A 22,772-nucleotide genomic window follows, 5' to 3' on the forward strand; every position below is an offset into this window, starting at 1 on the left:
ACGCTGGATAATTGCAGGCTCGTGCCGTCGAAGAAGAAATGGGCACCTGCACGCCTTCACACCGCGGGCAACGCGGTGCATGGGATTATCGTCATGAAGATCCATCTGACGGGCGCTGCCGCCTTGTGCGCTGCACTGGGCCTACTCGTACCTGCCGCTCACGCGGGCATGCTCAAGGCCAAAAATGACATGACGCTCTATGTCTTTGATAAAGACAAGGCAGGAGTCTCGAGCTGTTATGACGATTGTGCCAAGAACTGGCCGCCCTATTTGGGTAAAACGGGCGAGAAGATGACGAAGGGTTGGACCTTGGCCAAGCGCAAGGACGGTCAAATGCAATGGTCGTATGACGGCAAGCCATTGTATTTCTATAAGGAAGACAAGAAAGCGGGTGATAAAGCCGGCGACGGTAAGGGCGGCATTTGGCACGTCGTGGCGGAATAATCGCGCGTCGCAGGCCAGGCTGGAGAAACAGTAGGCAAGGCTACGAAGTGCCCAGCTTTGGAGAGATCCCAGATATGATCAATCGCGGATCCTGCTGAGAAGTTCCGCGCGCCGGGAAAGCTCCCTTCGCATTCAAATGACGCACCTGCGTTGATATTGCGTCCAGGAAGCAAGGTAAAAGGCATGTATTCGCAAGCCCTTCCAGGGGGCGCCCGGCCCTGAATCCGTCAAAGCATAGGGCCGGCTTGGAGGCGCGGATTTGAGTAGTTTCCGAACCTACCGCCTCGTAAAGGCTGACGCATAGGATAGCAGGACCGGTAGGTCGCCTGCTGTGATTGCTAGCCCGTGTGAGAGTTCGAGCTGGGCATTCACGAGAAGTCCGACGGAGACGGAGGCCATGAATACTTCGCCGATGATAGATAAAGATTTCAATAAAACAGTATCTTCGCCGGAAATCCGAGACGAGGGCAATTCGGCTTCCGGCTCGCCCCAGGATCAGAGCTTGGATGCTGTGTCGAAAAACCACCCTAAAACCAGTGTTGCCGTCATCGATGGGAATACTCTTTTCCGCGATTGTTTGGCGCATTGCCTCGCAGTTGGCGATACCGACTTGATGCTTGCTAGCTATCGGGATGTGGAGCATTGGCATGGGATAGCTCCCAACGTTCCGGTCGGGATTGTTCTCCTATGTGCCACGGGGCTTGAACCGACCAGAGTTGCGATTCGCCGCAATGTGGCCTTTGTCATTCGAGCTGCCTTTGCAGCACAAGTCATTGTCGTGTCCGACAGGGAGGAAGCGCTTGAAATTGTTGAAGCGCTGGAACAGGGGGCAAAAGGCTATATATCCATGAGCGCAAATCTCGACGTGGCTATCGCAGCCATTCGTCTGGTACGCGCAGGAGGAATCTTTGTTCCGGCCGGTAGCCTTACGGCGTTCCGGTCTGCTGCTGCGTCGGTTTCAGATCCGAGGGCGCGCGACGATCAGGACCAGAATCTCTTCACCGATAGGCAGCTCGACGTCATTCGCCTGTTGCGCCAGGGAGAGGCAAACAAGCGGATTGCGTACAGTCTCAATGTGGGCGAGTGCACGGTCAAGGTGCATGTCCGCAATATCATGCAAAAGATCAAGGCCCGCAATCGTACCGAAATCGCATTTCTCACAAAGGGGCTATTCCCGCAGTCGGAACTAAATTGACCCGAGGATAGGAGTTCATAGGGACTGGAGTTCGGTAGGTGAGGCCGCTTTCCTACGCCCTGAGTAGTTTCCGAGGCTACTCTGTCGGATGGCTGCCAGCTACAACTGAGGTTCGGATTGCCCGCGTGGAACGCAGATGCAGCGAACGGCTGTGGCCGTCGCGTGAAGTGTCCACCGTCTATTTATTTGAGAATTCGGATGTTGGACGACAAAGACATCGATGCCCTCACCCAGGCTCCGCGATCCTGGAATTTCATCCTGAGCCGATATCGTGAGCCGGCAACCTCACGCAGTGTCTTCGAGGTGTTGGTCACGGTCATTCCGTTCATCGGCCTGTGGGGGCTCATGTGGCTAGCGCTCGGCATCGGCTATTGGCTGTGTCTTCTTCTGGCTATACCGACTGCCGGATTCCTCGTACGCCTCTTCATGATCCAACATGATTGCGGACATGGAGCGTTCTTTCGCCGACGCGCGACAAATGACTGGATCGGCCGGGTGATCGGTGTGGTGACACTGACCCCTTATGGCTTTTGGCGCAGGGCCCACGCGACGCATCACGCAGCCGTGGGCAATCTCGAGCATCGAGGCGTGGGAGATATCTTCACCCTCACAACCACCGAATATCTTGCCCTGAACCCTTACAGCAAGCTCGGCTATCGCCTGTATCGAAATCCGATCGTCTTGTTTGGCTTCATGCCGGCCTATCTGTTTTTGCTGCATCAGCGCCTGCCATTCGGTTTCATGCGTGCCGGATGGCAGCCCTGGTTCAGTACGATGGGAACAAATGCGGCAATCGCAACGCTGGTCGTTACGATGCTATGGCTTGTGGGGATCAAGTCATTTCTTCTCGTGGAAGGCCCGGTGATGTTGATCGCCGCCTCGATCGGGGTCTGGTTCTTCTATGTGCAGCACCAATTCGAGGATACGCAATGGGCACATGACGGTGACTGGAATGTGCAGGAGGCAGCGCTTCATGGAAGTTCCTATTATGAACTTCCACCTCCTTTGGCGTGGTTCACCGGTAATATAGGTGTGCATCACGTACATCATTTATGCAGTCGTGTTCCGTTTTACCGCCTTCCGCAGGTTTTGATCGATCATCCGGCATTGGCAACCGTCGGCAGGCTTACGCTGGCCCAAAGCCTGCACTGCGCCGGGCTGGCTTTGTGGGACGAAAACCAGGGAAAACTCATTTCGTTTCGTGAATTGCGCAGGCGTCGCCTGAACGCAGCCACCGCTCCGTCGCAACGCCATAATATCAGCCTCTGACCTCCAACCGGTTGCTCGCGGGCCCTGCAGCGCCAGGCGACTCATCAGCAGATGGGGACAAGGAAACGGAGGCTGGGCATGAAAATTGCGCCAGCAAGTCCAGATGCCAACCACCGGTTGGGCGGGGTCGCCTACGCCGCAGCCCCTTCGCAAAACCGCGGCCCGAACTCGGCGACCCGACGACGGACAGTTTTGTCGGAGATGTCGATCTCTCGCTCCGCCAGAAGGTCCTCAATATCGCGGTAGCTCCAGGAGAAGCGAAGGTACCCGCAGATGGCATGCCGAACGACCCTGGGCAGGATGCGAGGGCGGGCGTAGGCAATGGATGTTGTCCCCGCCCTTAACCCAGCCCGGACGCCTCCGTGATGGTGCCTTTTCCCTATCTGCAGCTATAGCCGCCATCGATTGGAAGGGAGACACCGGTGATCATCGATGCCGCATCGCTCAGCAGGAACACGATGGGAGCGGCAATTTCGTCCTCCGTTGCCCAACGGCCTAGTGGCATGTTCTTCAAGAAAGGCTCGGCAACGTGGGGCTGGCTCCAATGTCCGGATGATATCGGCGTCATGACCACCGTTGGGTTCACGCTGTTGACGCGAATGTTGTATTTGCCGAGCTCAATTGCCGAGACACGCGTGATGTTGTCGAGTGCGGCTTTGGACGACCCATAGGAGATGTGACCGTCGAGAGCCACCAGGGCAGCCTGACTGGAAACGTTGACGATGGCGCCGCCCTCGCCAAGCCGAACCATCGACTGGGTGGCGTATTTGGTGACGATCAGTGCACCGCGGGCATTGATGCTGATCACCTTGTCGAAGATCGCGATATCGGTATCCATCGGGGTGGCGATCTCTCCGCCAAAGCCGCCGCAATTGACGACCCCCCATAGATCGAGCCCTTCCAGGGCGCCGCGGATCTCTTGCTCCGATGCAAGATCGAACGCCAGGGTGCGGCAGCCTGTTTCCTTCGCAATCGCGTCCAGCGCGCTTTGCGAACGTCCGCTCGCGATGACCTTGGCATTGGCCTTGACGAGATGGCGCACGGTGGCTCCCCCGATCCCGCCGCTACCACCCGTGACCAAGATAGTGCGCCCGTTGAAGTCGGTCATTTGTCGTCTCCTTTGCAAGTTTTTGTGGTGCCCGAGGCATTTGCGCTGCCTCGGCGGCGGCACGAAGCCGGTTCGTCAGTTTGCCTGTGACACGCGCAGGCCAGCGGCGTTGAACAAGTGGCAGGCCTCCGCAGGGAAGGACAAAGCAATCCTATCCCCCGCTCGGGCGCGGCGGCCCGCACTGTCGCGGATAACCAGGGCTTCGTCGTTGCAACGCAGATGAATAAAGGTGTCGCTGCCCAACATCTCGACCATGTGGGCTTGACCGATATAATCAGCGGCCCCCCCGTCAAGGGAGTAGGACACGTGCTCCGGCCTGATGCCCAAAGTCACCAGATCGCCAGGCTTCAAACCTGCGATCGGGGGAACGGGCACATGGGCCCCGATCTCCAGCGCAATGGATATTTGCCCGTCGGCAAGGGCTTCGGCCCTGCCTTTCAGGAGGTTCATGGCCGGTGAGCCGATGAAGCCGGCAACGAAGAGGTTGGCCGGCCTTTCATAGAGCTCCAGCGGCGGGCCGACCTGCTCGATGCGGCCGGCATTCATCACCACGATGCGGTCGGCCAGCGTCATGGCCTCGACCTGGTCATGGGTGACGTAAATCATGGTCGATGCAAGTTCGGCCTTGAGGCGGGCGATCTCGAGCCGCATGCCGACACGCAAAGCCGCATCGAGGTTCGACAGGGGCTCATCCAGAAGGAAAAGCCTGGGCTTGCGTGTAATCGCTCGCCCAATCGCAACGCGCTGGCGTTGCCCGCCGGAAAGCTCCCGAGGCCTGCGACGAAGATAGCTGGACAGGCGCAGTTTGTCCGCCACCTTGCCAACCCGGTCCGAGATCTCGCTACGCGGTGTGCGGGCTATTTCCAACCCAAAGCCTATGTTCCGCCTGACATCCATGTGCGGGTAGAGTGCATAGGATTGGAAGACCATCGCCACGCCGCGCTCCGTCGGCTCGGCCGCACTCATATCGGCACCGTCGATGAGGATACGGCCCGATGAAATCGGCTCGAGCCCGGCGATGATCCGCAACAGGGTGGACTTCCCGCAGCCCGAGGGCCCAACGAGCACGCAAAACTCTCCATCGGGTATGGTCAGCGAGAGTTCCGGTATGACCGAGTAGCTTCCGTACCGCTTGGTGATGTTGTCGATCGACAGCGTGGCCATATCTCAGCCTTTCACCGCACCAGCCAGCAGACCTCGAACGAAGGCTCGCTGCACCAGCACATAGAGGAGGATCAGGGGAAGTGCGATCAGAGTCAGGATCGCGAACAAAGCGCCTGGATTGGCCATGTAGAGGCCGGAATATTGCATCGGAACGATGGTAAGCGTTTTCATCTCGGCCTTGGTCAATACGATCAGCGCCAGGAAGAATTCGTTCCAGGTCACGATGAATTGCCAGATCGTCACGAAGACCAGGGCCGGTCGCACCAATGGCAGCGCCACGTGCCAATAGGTCTGCCAGGGGGTGCACCCGTCAATACGTGCTGCTTCGAAGAGCTCCTGCGGAGAGTCCTCCATGAAAGCCTTGAGGATCACCATGGCGAAGGGCACGCCAAGCGCGGCATAGGGCATGATCAGCCCGATATAGGTGTTGATCCAGCCGAAATTCTTGAGAAGGATCGCAAGCGGGAGCACCAGCGAGGCGAGGGGCACCATCAGCGTGGTCAAAAGGGCTGTATAGATAAAGAGTGTTCCCCTCAGGCGCAGTACAGCGCAGGCGAAAGCAAAGAGCGAGGAAACCGCGACGACGATCGCCACAGTCGCAACCGTGACGATAAGGCTGTTCAAGAAGATCCTGCTGAGAGGATTGTCCCTTATTACCGTCACGAAATTGTCGAAGGTGACAGGCCAGGTGACAAGAGAAGCGTCGAAGGCCTGTGCCGGGGTCCGCAGCCCGATCGAGAGCATATAGATTTGCGGCACCATCCAAAGCGCCAGCACGATGAACAGCACGAAGTGAACGGCAAAAGAGTGGATCTGGCTTCGGGTGAGGCTTGTCACGGTCGCTCCTTCGAGGCAGGCGCGAGGCGGGTGCCGAGTAGAACGATCTGAACCAGCGAAAGCGCCAGGGCGAGCAGCAAGACGATAACCGAGAGTGCCGCTCCTCCTCCGCCATCGTTGAGGATGAAACTCTGTTTGAAAATGTAGGTGCCGAATACCTCGCTGGCATGGTTGGGCCCGCCGCCGGTCATCAGATGGACGATCGGAAAGGTCTGCAGCGTACCGATGATGCCGAGCAACAGCAGCGACTTGGTCGCCGGAGCAAGCATCGGTATCACGACATTCACAGCCAGGCGCCAGCCAGTCGCGCCGTCGATACGGGCCGCATCGAGTATCTCGCTCGGCATGTTCGCAATGCCCGCGATATACATCAGCATCGAAAACCCGGTCCACTGCCAGATATTCACGATGATGAGGGCATATATTGCCGTCTTGGCATCGCCGATGGGCGAGGTCGACATCGTGATCCCGACATGCCTCAGATATTCCTGGGCGATGCCATAGTAAGGCGCGTAGATCTGGACCCATACGAGGCTGACGACGGAAACCGATGTCACCACCGGCAGGAAGAACATCGTGCGGAAAAAGCCGCGCAGACGATGTGTATGCCGTTCGATGAAATAGGCGAGCAGGCCGCCAATCAACATCTGTACCGGGATGGTGATCATCGCCCAAAGCGTCATGTTGCGGACGACCAACCAGAATGTCGGGTCGCGGAATACGGCGATGTAGTTCGCCAATGCGCTCAATGAGACTGCGCCAGCCGCATCCTTGACATAAACACTTTGGCCCAGAACCCAGAGAATGGGATAAGCGATGAAGACGACGAACAGCGCTACCGCCGGGACCACGAAGCTGTAGAGGCGCAGCAATTTCGTTGAAGAGGAGGGCTTCGTCGTCGCGATCGCATGTCCCGTCATCCCGGTTCTTGCTGCCATGTTTTCATCTCCGGGAAGGACCGGGCGCGCCGCACCCGGCCCCTGGGCTGTTCAGCTTGATGGTCACTTGCCGAGAGCTTTGTCCGTCGCAGCTTGTACGGAGGCCAATGCCGCCTCTGGCTGAACACTGCCATCTGCGACGCCAGCGAGCGCGTTGTCCAACGCCTCGGCAACGGCGGGCGAGGCAAATCGCTGGTTCTCGGCCTTTGGCAGGTCGGCCATGAACCGAGCCGACATTTGCTTGACGTGAACGGTGATGTCGCCCTTGGGCTCATGCCCCTCGAAAGCCGGCAGATCGTTGAGGTCGTTCAACGCCGCCTGCAAGCCGACGCCGTTGGTCAACTCGGAGAGGAAGGTCCAGGCCTCGGGATTCTTCGCGCCGTTCTTCGTCAGGCCATAGCCGATGTCGATGCCGCCCACCGGCGGGCTTGCGGATCCGCCGTCTCTGACAGGCGGAAGATAGAAATAGTCGAAGCCATCCATGTTCTGGACGAATTCGGAAAGCGGCGGTGGAAATTTACTTTCCTGCATCCACCACGAACCCAGTGCCATCATGCCTACGCGACCCTGCGCGAACAATTGAGCGCCGGTGGGATAGGCATGCGCGCCCAGGGCGCCCTGCTGGAAGATCCCGTCGTCGAACAAGCCCTTCCAGGCCTTCATTGCAGAGATCAGTTCGGGGGTCGACCAGGGGATCTGGCCAGCCTGAGCCTTGTCGACGATTCCTGGCGAGAATTGGTTGGCGAGCATCAGAAATACGTTCTCGTTCTGCCAGCCGTCAGCGGCCCCTTGGAACATCGGAATATAGCCACCATCGGTGAGAGCCTTGGAAGCCACCTTCAAATCGGCATATGTCTTGGGTACGGCGATGTTCAATTTTTCAAAGAGTTTTCTGTTATACCAAATGCAAAGAACCTGCGATTCCTGCGGAACAATATAATTATTGTTGTCTCCGGCCGGGTTTCCCATCTGCATCTGCTTGCGGTTGACGACGAAAATCTTGTCTTTCCAGCCGTCGCCCCACGTCTTCGCGGCGAGCTGGTCGATCGGAACCAGATTGTCACGATATTGTTGGGTCAGGGAGCCCGGCTGCAGGCCGATGACATCGGGTAGACTGTTCGAGGCGGCAGCCGCTTTAAGCGCTGTGATGTATTCTGGCGAGTAATTATAGTAGGTATAGGTTACCTTGATATCCGGATGCGCCTTTTCGAAGGCATCGATGGACTTTTGCATGGTGCTCTGGATGAACCAGGACCACACCGTGACTTCCTTTTGCTGCGCAAATGCCGACACGGTCGACAAGGCGAACACAAACAAGCTTGTGCCAAGAAAAGCTCTGCGTCGCATAACGTTTCCTCCTCATGGATATTTTTATGTTTAGGCGCGCGCACGGTGCCGTAACTGCTCGTGGTCCTTCCTCGCTATGTGCGCATTGAAACGAGGCAGCGAAGACGTTGCGGCTGAGAGACCGGCGTGATGTCGACGATGTCTCGCCGATCGATCTCTATGACCTGTTTGATGAGCCTCAGACGATTGCGTCGGGGTAGCGGCTTGGAGGGCCAGTCGAAGCCAGCGTCAGTTAGATCGGCCCCGACATCGCTATCCGCGTTGGCGCTGAAAATGAACTCAGAGTGCTCATCGCAGCCAGTGCGACTATGTGCCGGTTTCTGATCAAGTCTGGCTGACACCGGGTGATCCTCGTTGACGGCACCGCTTTGGTTCGCTTGCCATAAAAGCAAAATTCCAAACTCTGTCAATATCTATCTAATTAGAGCAGTCAAATTGGGAGAGCCTCCATGTCCAAGCTCTCGACGCACCGCGATATCTTCGATATTTTTGGCTATTTATGCCAAAGTTGAGTGAATTGGCCGGTGATCTATCCTCCTTCGGGGCTGGGTCGGGCATCGGCGCCATCTCCGTTTTTGATTTCATATTTTCTCTCCATCTCCGGAGACCATGATCAAATGACAAGAGAGGAGCATGAAAATCAATGTGAGTGATGCAGATCGTCACGGTTCCGGCAGCGATGGTGTCATCATCAGCAAGACTTCGATTGCTTACTTGATCGATAATGGTAGAAATTGAAGGATTAGGCGCAATGATCGGATCTGGTCTGGTCGTGGATCGCGGGTACACGATCTGTTAGTGGCAGCGGGAAGCGCGCAGGCCTGTATGCTCGTGGGGAAGCGGCAGGGACAACCAAGGTAGGGCCATGGAATCGGCGACCAAACGAGTAGACATGGTTCCCGCGAAGCGCAGGGCGATCATCCTGGAGCATCTGCGGGCGAATGGCGCAGCCAGCGTCCAAGAGCTGGCTGATGCGACAGGCGGGTCTCAATCCACCGCGCGGCGCGATCTCGAATACCTGATGGAAAAAGGCTATCTTGAGAGAACCCATGGCGGTGCACATCTGGTTCAGCCTGCACGAGCAACCTTTGAGCGCGAGAATTCGCTCAATGCTCAACTGCAGCGCGCCGAGAAGTTGGCAATCGGACGGGAGGCTGCATCACGACTGAGCGCTGGGCACAGCGTCATTTTGGACAGTTCCTCGACCGTCATGGAGGCTGTGCGGGCTGCGGCCGAGCGAGATCTTCCCCTGACGATCGTGACGAACAGCCTCGAAATCGCAGATTTCGCCGCCGACATCAGGTCTTGGCGGACGATCATGCCCGGCGGAAGCATCCGGGCCGGTTATAGGCATCTTGCTGGAGAACCTGGAGAGAGCTTCATTCGCACGTTGCATGCCGATCTGTGTTTAATGGGGGCTTCGGCTGTTACCGGCACCCTCCTGACCGAGGCGTCGCTGGAAGTGGCCTCGCTGAAGCGCGCCATGATTGCATCGGCGGGACGCAAGATCCTGCTCGTAGACAGCTCCAAATTTACCTCGCCGAGTTTTTGTACCCTTTGCGAGGTTTCGGAGATCGACGAAATCATTACCGACGACGCGGTCGCCGATGAAGCCCTAGCACCTCTGCGCGCAGCTGAGAAACCTGTGACAGCGGTGCCGGTACAACGCGTGGAAGGCAGGCCCGTTCGTCGCGCAGGTGGCGTGCTTGGCCAAGCGATGCCGTCGCAAACCTTTCGATAGAGGGCGTCTGAGAAGAGGCTTCCTCTGTTTTCTGGACATCACATCGTGTTCAAAGGCTTCCATTTCGACCAATCGTCATGCCCCTTGCTTGCGTTGGTCCCCGCTTGCAGTTTGAGCCAGACCTGTCTTCTAGGAGTTGTGACATGACGACCCGCGCCCCTGCGGCCCATCTGCCGACAGTCGATTTCTCACGCTTCCACGGCGCTCCGCCCGAACGAGATGCCTTCATCAAGGAATTGACAGGCGTTCTGCATGAGCACGGCTTCTTCTACATGACCGGTCATGGCGTGCCCCAGAGCCTGATCGACGATGTGCTGGCTGCCTCAAAGCGTTTCTTCGCACTGCCTGACGACGAGAAGCTGAAGATCGAGATGGTGAGGTCGCCGCATTTCCGCGGCTATAACCGAGCGGGCTACGAGCGCACGCGAGGCGAGCAGGATTGGCGCGAACAGCTCGACATCAACACCGAAGGCGAACCTGTCGAAGCGGGTCCCGACACGCCGTGGAACAGGCTTTATGGCCCGAACCAGTGGCCAGAAGCCCAGCCGGAGCTGAAGCCGCTGCTGTTGCGCTATCAAGCGGAAGTCACGCGCATCGGCATCGATGTGCTGAAGGCGATGGCGCTTGCGCTCGGCCAGGCTGAAAACGCCTTTGCCGAGATCTACGAGCCCTCGCCGTCGCAGCTTCTCAAGATCATCCGTTACCCGGGTCGCGAGGCTGCCGGCAGCGACCAGGGGGTCGGCGCGCACAAGGATGGCGGCTTCGTCACCGTCCTGCTGCAGGATACGACGCCGGGCCTGCGGATCCGCACGGAAGAAGGCGCCTGGATCGATGCACCGCCCGTACCCGGTACCTTCGTCATCAACAGCGGTGAACTTCTGGAAACGGCGACGAACGGCTTCGTGCGCGCCGACGTTCATGATGTCGTTACACCGCCGAGCGGCACGGAACGCTTTTCGGTCGCCTTCTTCCTCGGTGCCCGCTATCACGCCCGGATACCGGTGATCCCGCTGCCGGACGCGCTTCGGGGCAGCGAGCGCGGCGTGACGGTCGATCCGCTCAATCCGATCTTCCGGGAGGTGGGCATCAATCATCTCAAGAGCCGCCTGCGCTCTCATCCGGACGTTGCCGCCAAACATCATCCGGATCTGCTCCATCTGCTGGAGAAGACGGCGACCGCCTGATCCGCATGCCTCACACGCGGGACGACCCCGACTTTTGTGCTGCCCCCCGACAGCCGTCTCCAACGCGGCGACGGCCCGGTGTCCATCCATTCGCCGCGTATCTTCACATACTCGCTCAAGAACAAGCTTCTGATCCTGCTGCCGGTCTCACTTGCGCTTAGCCTTTTTGCGCCGCAGACGATTATGCCCTTGCGGATGCTCGGGGCTTGACCGGCAAGAGCCCGCCATTTCTCTGAGGTTTTGGTGAGCGGCGGTAGGGAGGAAGCCATCTCGGGCGCTTCATGGAATAAAAGCAGTCGCCGGACGGCGGTTGGCGCGAAATGGCAAGACGGGTGGTCTGCCTATGCTCGAAAAGGGCCGAACAAAGTTCGTCTGCTGATCAGACCTTGACGGGTTGGACAGCGTTTGAGATGCCCCGCGCCGCGCCCTGTGGAATGGCACCACATCGTTACTCTGCGCGGTCTTGAATGAAGAGGTTTGTTTATGTTCCGCCTGGTTGGGATCGGTCTCGCCTTTGCTTCAGTTGCGCTGACCAGTGGAGCATTTGCCCAGACGGCAAGCAGTAAAATGCCGGTCACCATGGACAATTTCCTCCGCGCTGAGACCGACCATTACCTCGCGATGAATGCAAAGGTCATAGGCGGACTGGGCAAGTTTCAGCACTCCCGAGAGCCCGCGTCGATCGACAATCAAACGGTCATTCGCATGAACCGCGACACGCTCTATTCGTTTGCGGTGTTTGATCTCGCCGGCGGCCCGGTAACACTCTCGCTGCCTGACGCGGGCAAGCGCTATATGTCGATGATGGTGGTCGACCAGGACCACTACCTGCCGATCGTCGCCTACGGCACGAAGCCAGTGACGCTGACGCAGAAATCGGTTGGCACCCGATATGCCTTCGTGGCTGTCCGGACTCTGGTCGATCCCAACGATCCGAAGGATCTCGACGAGGTCCACAGGCTTCAGGATGCGATCAAGGTCAACCAGAACGAGGCAGGCAGGCTCGATCTTCCAAACTGGGACGAAGGCAATCTCACGGATATTCGCAATGCACTGCTTGCCTTGGCAAAATATCAGACGTCTTTTCGGGGCGCCTTTGGAGCTCGCGGCAGTGTCGATCCGATCCAGCACCTGATTGGCACAGCCGCCGGATGGGGCGGTATTCCAGACAGGGACGCCATCTATGTGAGCTTCACTCCCGCGAAAAACGATGGCCAAACAGTCCACACCCTCAGCGTGCCGGCGAATGTGCCGGTGAAGGATTTCTGGTCGGTCAGCGTCTACAACCCAAAGGGCTTCTTCGAGAAGAACGCCTACAACGCCTATTCGGTCAATAGCATTACCGCCAAGAAGAATGCGGACGGATCGACGACAATCCAGTTCGGCGGCTGTGACGGCAAAATCCCGAACTGCCTGCCGATCGTCGAGGGTTGGAACTACACCACGCGGCTTTATCGTCCGGAGCAATCCATTGTCAGCGGGAAGTGGAAGGTTCCGGAGGCGAGCCCGTTAAACTGAGTCCTCAAGGGATTATTCTGCGAGGAAGGAGAAGGCGGTTGGCTTTGTCGCAGCGGCGATATGCAGTCACGACAAGGCCAGCTAGCACCGGCTCAAGCCGCCAAAGTCTCCAATTGCCCGGCCAATGACGGCGCCGGATCATAGGCATTGCCTCGCCTGTCGTTTGCGCATCATGTGAACCATCTCGAAGCTGGAGCGGATCGTCTCCGCGCGTGGGGCGTGATCTACATCCGAGTGCGGGTCGGAAACCCTGCTTGATCCGACGATGGTCGACCGCACAGCAGGATCACCGAGCGATCAAAGTGATGCCCTGAAAACATTGAAGGGCACCCCTGAAATCGAATGCCCCTCATGCACCAACAACCATTGACGATGAGTTTGCGATAAAGCCGTCATTCGTGTGGTTTTCCGCCAGCTGGAGCTCGCTCTTCTTGCGAGCCCATGACGTTCGGTGTCGAACGGACGCGAAGGAGTACGGCTCACCCGGCCGGAATCGGCTTACTATTCGGACAAGGCCGTAGCCTCGGCCGCACAGTCCGCTGTCGGAACAGCGTGCTTGGCCTTCGCCGCTTCCACTTCCGCTTTTGCCGCCTTGAGGTCGGCCAGGAAGGCCGCATTGGTCTGCAACCGCGCAACGGTCGCCGCACCCATGATGCGCCCCGCATCGACATCGCTCTGCCAGTGAGCGTCGCAGATCACGCGGCTCTGTCCGAAGGCGATGCCGCGCTTGAGCAACTCGTTGGAACGTTCGGGATTGATCTGCGCGAAGATGAGGGCCCAGCCCCAACCGGCCGCCGTATGACCTGACGGATAGGAGCCGTCTGTGCGCAGAATAGCTTCCTGATCCGCCCTGCATGTCGCCTCGTTGTGAACGACGAAGGGGCGGACGCGATTGTACTTGTTCTTCACGCCATAGGTCGACAGTCCGAGATCGGACAACATCTTCTGCATCATCGCATAGAGCCGCGGGGTTTGTTTCTCATCGATCTTGATTCCCATCGCGCAGGAAAAATTGTCGGCCGCCTGCGGGAAAGCGAGATCGGCGTCGGTATAGGCGAGCTTCCAGCGCGCGGTGTCTCGCATGGGGATCGTCGCTTTGCGCGCCTCTTCGTCCCTGGCCAGCGCTGCCGAATCCTTCTCGGGTGGCGGCCCCAGAAGGAGCAGGCTGTTGGGCAGGTCGGATTTCTTCAGATAGCCCGGCGCGATCTTGAAATGCGGATCGGTGACATTGGGCTGGGCCTCGCTTGATTGCGCGAAGGCCTGCCCGCAGAGCGCGAGCAGCGCAAGCGCGGAAATACTTGCCGCCCGAACCGCATTCCCAGTCATAAACATTTCCATTCCTTTTAACATCGTCGATATAATAGACTGATCGATCAAAATCGGTATGTTACCGCCAAGGCCGGACCGTGCTGTGTCACATTGTACGAAAAGCCGCCATTGCGATAATCGACATGGATCGCTCGATAGCCCGCTTTCAACGTCAAGCTCTCGCTCCAGGCGTAGTTGACGCTGCCCAATGCCTGCCAGGTGAACTTGGCGCCGATATCGAAACCGCCGATATCGCCTGCTGCCGTCAAGCTCCACGGGCCGCTGAGCTTGATCCCGAGCCGGGCACCGACGATGGGGTCTGCCCACATCTCGGAGTCGCGATGATCGATACGAAGATTGGCCAGGCCCGGCAGGATCTCCAGCTTGTTGTTCAGGTTCCAGAACCGCACGCCGCCGCCCACATCCAGTGAAACGGTCGGGCCGTCATAGACCCGATGAAGAATGGAGCCCTGTACGGTCGTGGTTTGGGAACGCAGCTTCACCGAGGAAAAGAAGGGGCCTGGCAGCGCGCCCGCAGAGGTGACCTGGGAAAATTGCCCATCGACCAGAAAACCCCAGCGGCCGATACGCATCTCCAGGGAGGCCATCATCGCGCCGTTGAGCTCTTTGAGCACATCGCGAAAGCTCAAATTGATGGCGGCGGCAGGAAGCGGGGGGAATGTTGCACTCTTTCCGTCGATCGCGGTCGCCCAGATATAGCTGGTGATGAAAAAGCTCGGGCCCGATGCGATGAAGGGCTGGTGCGGCGAGGGAGGCTGTGAGAAATCGGATGCCCAAGCTGGCGTTGCCAATGATGCCGAAATCACCCCGATAGCGAGATAGCGCACTGTTTTCCCTTGGCATTTCACCGTCGTCGACACGCTCCCGAGAGCAGGGACCGCCGCACGAAGGACGGCATGGCCGACGTTCCGGACCGACAGATGGACCTTGTTCAGGTCATTTCGGACATTGGCCGATCGCTGGTCTTGCCATTTCGCGCCAATCGCCAAAGCGTTTTGCGATTGGAAGCAAGCGCCAGGATTCGTAAAGACGCGTCGAAACGCGTTTTGCTCTAGGGGATATTCTTTGTTCGCGCCGATAGCGAATCTCACGAAACTCTGCCTAATTAGAAGTATCAATCTACCATTGCGGCGAGATCCGATGGCGAACATCCCTTTGACGCGCTGCCAGTTTCTTCTGCCCTTCATCGGAATTCTTGACGATATTGGTGCACCGACCAGTTCGCTTCTGGAAAAATTCCGACTGCCGTCGTCTCTGGAGGACAAGAGCGATCTCTATATCCCGTTGCTCCCGACACTCCGTTTTGCGGAAACCGCGCAAAGAAGCCAGGGTATCGAAGATTTAGGCTTTCTGGCCACGCAGCGGATCAGCTACTCCCACATGAGGGGAAAAACCCGGACCCTGATCGCTCACTCCCCCACGCTGCTTGTGGCGCTGCGGCACGCTTGCAGATGGGCGTCGCGAGAGGATACGGTTCTGAGTATGTGGCTCGAGCATGATGACGATCACGTGCGGATTTGCAGCAGGCTCGCCAGGACGAATGGATTCTTGCATCTGGAGCACGCACAGTGGATCCAGAATATTTTCGCCATACATATCGTCCGGCAATTCGCGGGGCTCGACTGGATGCCGGCAACGATCGCCTTCGAAGCGCGCTACACGCCGGGGCCGGCGACACAGGCTTTCTGGCCAAATGTGCGCTTTCTGTCAGGCCAGCCTGCCGCCTGGATCAGCCTGCCGATCTCGTATCTCAGTCTTTCCCGGCGTCCGACCGAATTAGGTCTTCCGCCGGACGATAACGAGGACGGTCCTGCTGCCTATGATATCGTCGAACTCCTCAAGCTGATGTTGCCCGCCTATCTCGACGAGGGAATTCCGGCTCTTGCTAATGTTGCGGAGATGGCAGGCGTCAGCACGCGAACCTTTCAACGTAAGCTCTCTCATCTCGGACTTGCATATTCGGATATACTCGACGCCGTCAGATACGAGAACGCCAGTAAGCTTTTGCGCGATACTGAATCCAAGATCATCGATGTTTCATTTTCTTCCGGTTATACGGATCCCGCACACTTCAGCCGCGCCTTCCGCCGAATTTCTGGCCTTACACCACGTCAGTTTCGTGAGCAGTCGCGGTTGCGATAATCGCGTTTCGGCTCGCCTTGATGGTCCGGCACACGCTGCGGCTGGAACCTCCAATGTCGTACTCCTCTACTACCCGTGATGCGAAGACCTGGCCTATAAGGTGACGCTGGTGGGGCGGCCGGAAAAAGAATATGCTCGTTTCAGAGCATGAAATGCCGCCGTTCTGGCCAATGAAATCTGGGAGGGATTCGTGGTCGAGATCATTTCCAAGCGGGATGGTCCGCGCCGGGAGGATGCCGCGTTTCGCAGGCTTCTTTCGGAAAATCGGGCTACCATCACGCGTCTTGCCGATCAGTTCAGCGGCGGCGCTTACTCCGCGGGCAGGGCAGCCAAGCCGAAACCTCAGCCGAGAGGGCTCATCTTCCACGATATGAGCGGGGCTGCTGCTGCCCAGGAGGCCCTCGCGCGGGTGCGGGTCAGTCTCAATGGCCGTGTCATCATCGTGGATGAAAACACCAGCCGCCAGCTCCATCATCTCGGCCAGATCACGGCGCGTGACGGGAACGAGATCTTCGTGCTGGCGACCAGTGAGAATGGTTTTTTTGCGCCTCTCGAGGAGCAGATCGCCGTCCTCATTGCCGATCTCGACAACCGGATATTGTCCGGCAATCATTCCGAAGACTGGCTTGTTGCCGAAATCGGCCACCGGCTGGAGCTCGAATGAGCTCCGGAGCCTCGCTCTTGCCTTGTCTGCCTGATAGGGCGGAGACAGCGTGCTCTTGATGTTCGTTTGGCCACGGCATGGCGGCGTCCTTCGAACTTCGCAAGAAGGGCGCCGTCCGATTGGAACTCACATGAACTAGAGGTGCTACTCGAGAAAGCAATGTGAAGCACGCATGACACGCGATATCGATCTGGACGACATCCGCACCAGCGTTGCCCAACCCGGTCGGCAGGCACAAAACCTGTCCGTGGCGAACCACGACTATGACGAACGACGGACCATGCGAGCCTGGGAGAACCTGCTCTCCGGTGCCTCGGATCAGGATCGTGCGCGTTCGCCGGTCCGTTCCCTCATTCACGACTCCTGGCATCGTTGCGCGACGGGCGGCATCGACGCTCAACAGAATGAGGCTCCCCTGAGGGGAGGGCGCGATGAGGTCGAGCATCTGGCCTATCTCAATCGGGAACTCCTGGAAGCGGCGCGCCGATCCTTCTTCACGATCGGCCGGTTGCTTGAAGGCACCGGCGCCATGCTGGTTCTCGCTGACGGCGAGGGCACCCTCATCGACACTGTCGGCGACGAGCGCACCTTGCGCGATGGCATGGACATCCATTTGGCGATTGGTGGCAAATGGACCGAGGATGTCGTGGGCACCAACGGCATCGGTACGGCGCTCTGGGCTGGTGAACCCGTCTTCGTGCATGCGGCCGAGCATTTCTGCGCGGGCATCAAGGCGTGGACCTGTGCCGGTGCACCGGTGCGCGATCCCTTCGACGGGCGCATCATCGGCGTGGTCGATCTGTCCGGCCATCCCGATATCTTCAGGCCCCACAACACCGCCCTGGTCGCAGCGGCCGCGCGGGAAATCGAAAAGGCCCTGGCCGACCAGCAGAGCGAGGAGCGCACGCGCCTGCTCGAAGCCTTCATCACCTCGGCGCCGCGCTATCGCCGTTCCGACGGATTGATGATTGTCGACCGCCATGGCCGGGTGATCTACAAGGCCAATCTGCCCAGGCCGATCGAGGGCGGCATCCTCGCCTCCTTCTCGGGAGCCCAGGCCAGGAGACTTGTCGAATTGACGGCTGCCGACAGACTGGAGAGGGTGGTCAGCCAACTGCCGCAGGAATTCCAGACCTGTCATGTCAATCGGCTCGAGCTGGATGGAGATCTACGCGGTGCGGCGCTGGTGTTTCCGCCCGTTTCGGCGCCGAGCCTGGTGTCGGCCGTCAATCCGGCATCCACGCGCCTCAACGAGGCGAGAGCTGCCATCGTCGGCGACAGCCCGGCCTTGCGGGCAGCCGTCGACATTGCCTGTCGGGTGTCCCAGTCCAGTGACGTCACCTCTTTGCTGATCGAAGGGGAGACCGGCGTCGGCAAGGAGCTGTTTGCCAGGCTCGTTCAGCAAGGCAGCCCATCGGGGGCGAACGCTCCGTTCGTTGCGGTCAATTGCGGGGCGATCACGCGCGAACTGTTCGGCAGCGAGCTGTTCGGGCATGCTCCCGGCGCCTTCACCGGCGCCAGCCGCGAGGGCAAGCCGGGTGTGTTCGAGCTTGCGAATGGCGGCGTGCTCAGCCTCGACGAAATCGGGGAAATGCCGCTGGATATCCAGCCTTTCCTGTTGCGTGTGCTCGAAGACCGCGTGGTGACGCGCATCGGCGACAGCCGGCGCCGGCCGATCGATGTCCGATTGGTGGCCTCGACCAATCGCGAGCTCAAGCAGGAGGTGGAGGCGGGGCGTTTTCGCAAGGATCTCTTCTACCGCATCAGCACGGTGTCGATCCGCGTACCGCCGCTGCGCGAGCGCGGGGAGGACATATTGTTGCTGCTCGACCACTTCAACCAGAAGATTGCTGCCCGCATGCAGATGGAGCCGTTGGTGTTTACGCCGCAGGTACTGGATCACCTTATGGCCTATCGCTGGCCGGGCAATGTGCGTGAGCTGCGCAATCTGGTCGAGAAGCTGCATGTGCTCAGCAATGGCGGCAATGTCGGCCTTTCCGACCTGCCAGCGGAAATCATCCGCTCCACATGCAGCGATGGCCACGCCCAGGCCTCATCGTTGCCGGTGGTTTCGGGAACGCTGGAAGAAGCCGAACGACAGGCGATCCGCCAGGTCCTGGCTGCCGAGGACGGCAATCTGAGCCGGGCAGCCCGCAGGCTCGGCGTCTCCCGTCCCACGCTTTACCGCAAGCTCGATCAATACGGCATCCGCCGCGGTTTTGTCTGAACTGTGCCGCCTGCGAGCAGGGGGCGAGCCGGCGCAAGGCCGTACTCGGCCTGCCCGGACAAGGCGCGTCGCCTTGTCCGGGGTCTCGATGTGAAAGGCCCTTGTATGGTTCGGCCTGGCAGCAGCGCCGCTCAGGCGCGTCCGAGTTTTTCGGCGCCGCCGCCGAGGGCCGGGCCCGCGGTGGGATCCTCGTCCTCGGCGAGATCGCCGACCAGGGTCTCTGTGGTGAGAATCAGCTTGGCGACCGAGGCCGCATTGCTCAGGGCGGCACAGGTGACGCGAACGGGATCGATGATGCCCGCCTCGTACATGTTCTGGTATTCGCCGAGCGCGGCATTGTAGCCGAAGCCGCCATTGACGCTCGACACCTTCGCCACCACCGCCTCGGGATCGCCGCCGGCATTGGCGACGATACGCCAGAGCGGACGCGTCAGCACCGATTTCACCAGGCGAACGCCCGCCGCGACATCCCCGTCGAGCCGGGCAAGCAGGGGATCGAGCACCGGCCCGATCTGGGCGAGGGCGGCGCCCCCGCCGGCGACCACCCCTTCATCGAGCGCAGCCCGCACGGCCGAGAGCGAGTCTTCGATCAATTGGATGGTGCGCTTCTGCTCGACGGGCGTGACCCCGCCGGCATGGAGCACCGCCGTGCCGCCGGAGAGCTTGGCGAGGCGTTCGCGCAATTTGTCCTGCTCGATATTGGGCGGCGCGTTCTCGAACTGATGTTGGACCTGGGTGCGGCGTGCGGCGATCGCCGCCTTGTCGCCGGCGCCATGGATGATCGCCGTGTGGGTCGCGCTCGTGCGCACCCTTTCGGCGCCGCCCAGATCGGCTGCTTCGATCTGTTCGAGCCTACCGCCCAGGTCACGGGCAACGACGCGCCCACCGGTGATGATGGCCAGGTCCTCCAGCAGCGCCTTGCGCCAATGACCGTATTCGGGCGGATGCACGATGAGATATTTGCCGGCGCCGTTGCGCCCGAGCAGTGTTACGACCACCTCGGGCGAGACTTCCTCGGCCACGATCAGCAGCGGCCTGCCGGCCTTGTCGGCGATCGCCCGCACTGCGTCGAGTGAAGTAGGGTCCTTGATCTTCAGGTCGGTCAACAGGATAAGCGGGCGCTCCAGCACCGCCTGCATCTTCTCCACATCGGTGACCATGTGATGGGAGATATAGCCGCGGTCGAAGGACATGCCCTCGACGACGTCGAGCGTGGTCTCGGTGGTGATGCTGAAATCGGTGGTGATGATGCCATCGGCACCGACCTTCTCGAAGGCCTCGGCCACCAGGGCGCCGAGCCTGGCGTCGGTGGCTGCGATATTGGCGACGGCCGCCAGGGCGCCGTTTTCGCGAGCCGGGCGCGCGCTGGATTTCAGCGACGACACCACGGCGTCGACGGCAAGATCGATGCCCTTGACGAGGTCGACGGCCTTGGCACCTTGCTCGTTGGCTTCCACGCCTTTCTGGACCAGGGCATTGGCCAGGACGATGGCGGTGGTGGTGCCATCACCGGCGATCTCGTTGGTCTGCATCGAGACCTCGCGCACCACCTGCGCGCCCATATTCTCGAAGCGATCGTGCAATTCGATCTCCGAGGCGATGGAGACGCCGTCGCGCGTCACCATCGGCGTGCCGATCGGCCGGTCGATCATGGCATTCATGCCCTTGGGACCGAGAGTCGGCTCCACGGCGGCTGCGAGTTGGTGAACGCCGCGGGCGAGGGCCCGGCGGGCGTGCGAATTGTGAAGCATCAATTTGGGCATGGCTCCTCCTTCCACCCTCGCGGGTGGTTGTTGTTGACCTCGGGCGACGAGGCGTCGATTCAGCTGTTGACGGCTGGCGCTTCCCTCGCCGCAGGCGGCACGCGATCGAGGATGAAGTCGACCAGTGTGGGTTCGCCGTCCGCGAAGTCGGCCTGCTTGTACCGGGTCTGCTTGAGCCCACGGCACAGGGCGCCGTTGAACTCCATGTTGATCCGCAGGCTGCGCAGGTCTCCCAGATAGGAAGCCAGCGTTGCGGCGGTGAGGGGGATGCCCTCCCAGGTCAGGAAGACGCCGTTTCCCCGGCCGATTTGGGGATGGCGCTCGAGCAGGGCCTGGCGATAGCGCGGCTTCTGGGCCGCCGCTTCCGGCCCCATCGGCTGGGCGGCGTCCAGGGCTGCAAGATCCATGGCAAGGATGGCGTCGTCGCTGACGCCGGCCTGGCGCAGACCCAGCAGCACGGCTTCCTGCCGCCGCTTATAGGCCTTCGCCCGGAACGTCTCGCGAAGGGCTTCAAGGTCGAGATCACCCGTCATCTCCCCGAAGACCTGCCCGAAGCTCTTGCCCACCGCGATGCCCCGATTGACCTCATCGGCGAACATGTGATCCTGCAGCCGGATCCGATAGGCCGGCTTCCAGGACAGTGCCTCGATCGCCTCGCGCACGCCGTCGAGCATCAAGAAGGCGAAGTTGGGCGAACACCAATAGGTTGGCAGCCTGAACTCGACGTCCACGCAGGCATCGTCCAGGATCTCGGCACGCTCGACGAAGCCCATATTGGTGACGGGCTCGTCGAGTTCGGGATCGTTGACCTCGGACAGCCGCCGCCAGAGTTCGGCCTGGCGGCGACCACGGAGCGCAGCGCTCATCATGCGCTTCACTCCGCCGCGATCGACAGCGGCGCCTTGGCCAGGGCCGCCTTCTTGGTCGCGATGTCGATGTCGTAGAGACGCGCCGCGTTGAGGCCCAGGATCTTTTCCTTGATTTCGGGTGTGAGATCGACCCCACGCTCGCGCTTGATGTCCTCGGGCAGTTCGAAGGCCCAGAATTTCTCGACCAGCCAGCGCGGCGTCCAGATCGCATAGTCGGAGCCGAACAGGATCTTGTCCGGGCCGAGCCAGAACAGGAGCTCGGCGATCACTTCGGCGAAGTAGCGCGGACGCGAATGGATGAAGGGCAGGGCGACGGCAAGGCCGCCATAGACATTGGTCTCCTGCACGGCGATCCAGCAGAAATCGTCCAGGCGAGGCAGGCCGCAATGTTCCACGATCCAGTTCAGGTTCTGGAAGTCGGTGGCCGCGTCATCAACGTCGCCGACATTGAAGGCGTCCTTGCTGAGTGGGATGATCGTCGGGCCCTTGTGGACATGGACGTTGCGGATGCCGAGTTTCTCGCAAAGCTCGAAGCAGCGATAGGCGTTGGGGTCGGTCAGTTTCCACCCGCGGGAATCCCCATGCCACTCGGCCGTGTACATCTTCACGCCCTTGATGTCGTAGGTCTCCTTCATGAAGTGGATGTATTCGAGCGCCGCCTCGCCATCGCGCGGATCGAAGGAGCCGTTGACGATGAAGCGCTCGGGATAGCGCTTGGCCATCTCGGCATTGCGTTCGAGGGTATTGAAACCCTGTTTGTAGAAATCCTTCAGATAGGTCGATTGCACGATGGCGACATCATCAGGACCGTCGACGAACAGGTCGCGATAGAGATCGTCGGCGCTGTATTTCTCGAACTTGTCCTTGGGCCACAGCTGTTCCTTGGGGCTGAGCGCCGTGTGATAGGCATAGAAGCACTCCACGAACTGCTTGCCGTGAATGTTGCGCTGGTTTTCAGGGCTGCCGTCCCAGAAATGAGTGTGGCCATCAACGACGAAAATTTCCTTGCCTTCGGGCGTGATATACATGGCTT

The 22,772-nt window shown here is 59.7% G+C and carries 20 protein-coding genes; 10 read left to right on the top strand and 10 right to left on the bottom strand.

Annotated elements, in window-relative coordinates:
* The first annotated feature begins 93 nt into the window (after window positions 1-93).
* The 3 genes from ACN6KF_RS29245 (at window position 94) to ACN6KF_RS29255 (ending at window position 2,908) form a co-directional block, all read left to right on the top strand.
* Window positions 94-444, top strand: a complete 351-nt coding sequence (locus ACN6KF_RS29245) for a COG4315 family predicted lipoprotein (protein WP_434960394.1) — start codon at window positions 94-96, stop codon at window positions 442-444.
* A 397-nt stretch (window positions 445-841) separates the two neighbouring features.
* Window positions 842-1,639, top strand: a complete 798-nt coding sequence (locus ACN6KF_RS29250; RefSeq protein ID WP_434960395.1) for a LuxR C-terminal-related transcriptional regulator — start codon at window positions 842-844, stop codon at window positions 1,637-1,639.
* A 198-nt stretch (window positions 1,640-1,837) separates the two neighbouring features.
* Window positions 1,838-2,908 (top strand): fatty acid desaturase, encoded by a 1,071-nt coding sequence (locus ACN6KF_RS29255; RefSeq protein WP_434960396.1) that lies wholly within the window; start codon window positions 1,838-1,840, stop codon window positions 2,906-2,908.
* Between the two features lie 379 nt (window positions 2,909-3,287).
* On the opposite strand, the gene ACN6KF_RS29260 is transcribed toward ACN6KF_RS29255, so the two are convergent.
* From ACN6KF_RS29260 to ACN6KF_RS29280, 5 genes are all read right to left on the bottom strand, one after another.
* Complete coding sequence (locus ACN6KF_RS29260; RefSeq protein WP_434960397.1) at window positions 3,288-4,016, bottom strand: SDR family oxidoreductase; 729 nt, start codon at window positions 4,014-4,016, stop codon at window positions 3,288-3,290.
* A gap of 75 nt (window positions 4,017-4,091) precedes the next feature.
* A complete protein-coding gene (locus ACN6KF_RS29265) occupies window positions 4,092-5,180 on the bottom strand; it encodes an ABC transporter ATP-binding protein (RefSeq protein ID WP_434960398.1) in 1,089 nt (362 codons plus the stop codon).
* Window positions 5,181-5,183: 3 nt separating this feature from the next.
* Entirely contained in the window at window positions 5,184-6,017 is an 834-nt protein-coding gene (locus tag ACN6KF_RS29270) for a carbohydrate ABC transporter permease (protein WP_434960399.1), read from the bottom strand.
* Complete coding sequence (locus tag ACN6KF_RS29275; RefSeq protein ID WP_434960400.1) at window positions 6,014-6,955, bottom strand: carbohydrate ABC transporter permease; 942 nt, start codon at window positions 6,953-6,955, stop codon at window positions 6,014-6,016. The genes ACN6KF_RS29270 and ACN6KF_RS29275 overlap by 4 nt, the downstream gene beginning before the upstream one ends.
* A 63-nt stretch (window positions 6,956-7,018) precedes the next feature.
* Window positions 7,019-8,302 carry an ABC transporter substrate-binding protein gene (locus ACN6KF_RS29280; RefSeq protein WP_434960401.1) on the bottom strand — a complete coding sequence of 428 codons (1,284 nt, stop codon included), beginning with the start codon at window positions 8,300-8,302 and terminating at the stop codon, window positions 7,019-7,021.
* Between the two features lie 865 nt (window positions 8,303-9,167).
* On the opposite strand from ACN6KF_RS29280, the gene ACN6KF_RS29285 reads away from it, so the two are divergent.
* The 4 genes from ACN6KF_RS29285 to ACN6KF_RS29300 all read left to right on the top strand — a co-directional run bounded on the left by ACN6KF_RS29285 (window position 9,168) and on the right by ACN6KF_RS29300 (window position 12,745).
* Window positions 9,168-10,043: a DeoR/GlpR family DNA-binding transcription regulator gene (locus tag ACN6KF_RS29285; RefSeq protein ID WP_434960402.1), complete on the top strand. Its 876-nt coding sequence runs from the start codon at window positions 9,168-9,170 to the stop codon at window positions 10,041-10,043.
* A gap of 143 nt (window positions 10,044-10,186) precedes the next feature.
* Window positions 10,187-11,227, top strand: coding sequence for an isopenicillin N synthase family dioxygenase (locus tag ACN6KF_RS29290; RefSeq protein ID WP_434960403.1), 1,041 nt, complete (start codon window positions 10,187-10,189; stop codon window positions 11,225-11,227).
* Between the two features lie 78 nt (window positions 11,228-11,305).
* Complete coding sequence (locus ACN6KF_RS29295; RefSeq protein WP_434960404.1) at window positions 11,306-11,437, top strand: DUF808 family protein; 132 nt, start codon at window positions 11,306-11,308, stop codon at window positions 11,435-11,437.
* 273 nt (window positions 11,438-11,710) lie between these two features.
* Window positions 11,711-12,745, top strand: a complete 1,035-nt coding sequence (locus tag ACN6KF_RS29300) for a DUF1254 domain-containing protein (RefSeq protein ID WP_434960405.1) — start codon at window positions 11,711-11,713, stop codon at window positions 12,743-12,745.
* 501 nt (window positions 12,746-13,246) lie between these two features.
* Here the strand turns inward: ACN6KF_RS29300 and ACN6KF_RS29305 are convergent.
* Window positions 13,247-14,071, bottom strand: a complete 825-nt coding sequence (locus ACN6KF_RS29305; RefSeq protein WP_434960406.1) for an acid phosphatase — start codon at window positions 14,069-14,071, stop codon at window positions 13,247-13,249.
* A 47-nt stretch (window positions 14,072-14,118) separates the two neighbouring features.
* Window positions 14,119-15,165: a hypothetical protein gene (locus ACN6KF_RS29310; protein WP_434960407.1), complete on the bottom strand. Its 1,047-nt coding sequence runs from the start codon at window positions 15,163-15,165 to the stop codon at window positions 14,119-14,121.
* A 49-nt stretch (window positions 15,166-15,214) separates the two neighbouring features.
* Here ACN6KF_RS29310 and ACN6KF_RS29315 point away from each other — a divergent pair, with 49 nt between their 5' ends.
* The 3 genes from ACN6KF_RS29315 (at window position 15,215) to ACN6KF_RS29325 (ending at window position 19,107) form a co-directional block, all read left to right on the top strand.
* On the top strand, window positions 15,215-16,216 hold the full coding sequence (locus ACN6KF_RS29315) for a helix-turn-helix transcriptional regulator (protein WP_434960408.1): 1,002 nt from the start codon (window positions 15,215-15,217) through the stop codon (window positions 16,214-16,216).
* A 190-nt stretch (window positions 16,217-16,406) separates the two neighbouring features.
* Complete coding sequence (locus ACN6KF_RS29320) at window positions 16,407-16,880, top strand: hypothetical protein (RefSeq protein ID WP_434960409.1); 474 nt, start codon at window positions 16,407-16,409, stop codon at window positions 16,878-16,880.
* 172 nt (window positions 16,881-17,052) lie between these two features.
* Window positions 17,053-19,107 (top strand): sigma-54-dependent Fis family transcriptional regulator, encoded by a 2,055-nt coding sequence (locus ACN6KF_RS29325; RefSeq protein ID WP_434960410.1) that lies wholly within the window; start codon window positions 17,053-17,055, stop codon window positions 19,105-19,107.
* Between the two features lie 131 nt (window positions 19,108-19,238).
* On the opposite strand, the gene groEL is transcribed toward ACN6KF_RS29325, so the two are convergent.
* From groEL to ACN6KF_RS29340, 3 genes are read right to left on the bottom strand one after another with little or no spacing between them, the layout of a single operon-like run.
* Window positions 19,239-20,870, bottom strand: a complete 1,632-nt coding sequence (groEL, locus tag ACN6KF_RS29330) for a molecular chaperone GroEL (protein WP_434960411.1) — start codon at window positions 20,868-20,870, stop codon at window positions 19,239-19,241.
* A 59-nt stretch (window positions 20,871-20,929) separates the two neighbouring features.
* Complete coding sequence (locus ACN6KF_RS29335; RefSeq protein ID WP_434960412.1) at window positions 20,930-21,739, bottom strand: iron-sulfur cluster assembly protein; 810 nt, start codon at window positions 21,737-21,739, stop codon at window positions 20,930-20,932.
* A 5-nt stretch (window positions 21,740-21,744) separates the two neighbouring features.
* Entirely contained in the window at window positions 21,745-22,767 is a 1,023-nt protein-coding gene (locus ACN6KF_RS29340) for an amidohydrolase family protein (RefSeq protein ID WP_434960413.1), read from the bottom strand.
* Between the last annotated feature and the right edge of the window lie 5 nt (window positions 22,768-22,772).

This window comes from Labrys methylaminiphilus subsp. lupini, from assembly GCF_051161885.1.
Taxonomy (GTDB): domain Bacteria; phylum Pseudomonadota; class Alphaproteobacteria; order Rhizobiales; family Labraceae; genus Labrys.